This is a genomic window from Aeromonas sp. ASNIH8 (assembly GCF_002919855.1).
Taxonomy (GTDB): domain Bacteria; phylum Pseudomonadota; class Gammaproteobacteria; order Enterobacterales; family Aeromonadaceae; genus Aeromonas; species Aeromonas caviae.
Genome location: NZ_PQLN01000213.1, coordinates 1 through 1,426 on the forward strand (window position 1 = coordinate 1; position 1,426 = coordinate 1,426).

Genomic DNA, 1,426 nt, shown 5'->3' on the forward strand with positions numbered 1-1,426 from the left:
TAATGCCAGTCAGTTAAGCCTGACTGGCATTGTTTTTACTAGGTTTTCTCGTCGCATACTTCTGTGGTTTGGCTTTGATGCACCTTGGGTAACTTCGTTCTCGGCGGGCGGGTAACTTGAACTGCTCTGCCTGTTTGTCCAACTCAGCGACACGCCCTGGAACCATGCCCGGTGACACAAACGGCAGGCAACTGAGTTCATGCAGCAGATACACCGATGCCATGTGAAAGCTCAACTGGCTGGCCGTATAGCCCTTTAAGCTCGCCGCCATCCTAACCATCTGATATCTCAGTAGGTTATAGGCCAATACCAAGCCCCATAGCTCCTGCCTTACTCCATCGGGTTTCTTGCTGCGCAGCGTCAGCCGGTGCTGTTGCAGGCTATGTTTCATCTCCCGATAGCCCAGCTCGATTTCCCAGCGATTCTGGTATAGCTCCATCAACTCGCTGGCCGGGAAGCGCAGCGGGTCGGTGAGCGAGGTCAGCACCTGCCGCTCCTTGCCGTTTACCGTCCGGGTCAGCAGCCGGGCTTCGAACTGCTCCGGCAACTCGCTCCACTTCTTCTTGGCCTGCGGACTGGCACTGAGGCGTACCAGCACATCCTGCCGCCCCAGCTTGCGGATGACCTCGTATTGAGCCCCCTTTTTCAGCGGAATAAGCCAGTGACGCGCTACGCCCTGGCGTTGCCAGGCATGGAGTAACCCCAGTGAGTAGAAGCCCTTATCGAACAGGGTCAGGCTATTATCGGGTGTTTTTTCAATCAGTTGCTCTGCCAACACCATCTCGTTTACCGCACAGGAGTCCATCACTGTCTGGGTCAGCAGATGACTGGTCAGCTCCATCTGACACAACATGCGGACCTGGGGATATTGCGTCTCCCCCTGGACGGTTTTCGACTTGGCAAAGGCGCCGGCATTGTCCGGAGTATCGGGCGTGCGCCAGACCACCCCGTCCACGGCCAGCAGCTGCAAGCCGGCCCAGGTGGGGTGCTGACACTGCTGATGCCAGAGTGTGGCGGTCTGCTGGAACACCTGTCGAACGGCTTGGTCAGCCAGTTTTTGGCGCGCCTGGATGAAGGCGCTGGGGACGACAAACGGCCGGTCGCCGGGTAACAGGATATCGAGCTGGTTGGCCAGCTGGGCCATAGGGACATGACGAAACAAGGACATCCCGATAATGGCCCATAGCACCCGCTCCATGGGCATGCGCCGTCGGCGCAAGGAGACGGAGCCCGTCTCGGCCAAGCAAGCCTGCACCAGTTCAGGTGACAGCAGGTCAGACAGGGACTCAAACTTTCCGGGAGGACAGGCGTGAATGAAGTCGAGAGCTTGGTCGATACGCATAAAAAAATCCGAAACCCAACAAGGAGTTTCGGATTCTTACACAGCCTGAGGATCGGTCAATGGATCCTTAACTGATCGGCATTA

Annotated in this window: 1 protein-coding gene; it reads right to left on the reverse strand. The window is 57.2% G+C overall.

The window, feature by feature from the left end:
• Positions 1-13: 13 nt before the first annotated feature.
• Positions 14-1,342, reverse strand: a complete 1,329-nt coding sequence (locus tag C3418_RS23490; protein ID WP_053288733.1) for an IS4 family transposase — start codon at positions 1,340-1,342, stop codon at positions 14-16.
• Positions 1,343-1,426: the final 84 nt, after the last annotated feature.

Bases quoted from the DNA above. Each gene is read 5' to 3' on its own strand.
- C3418_RS23490 (WP_053288733.1), bottom strand. From the start codon at position 1,342: ATGCGTATCGACCAAGCTCTCGACTTCATTCACGCCTGTCCTCCCGGA.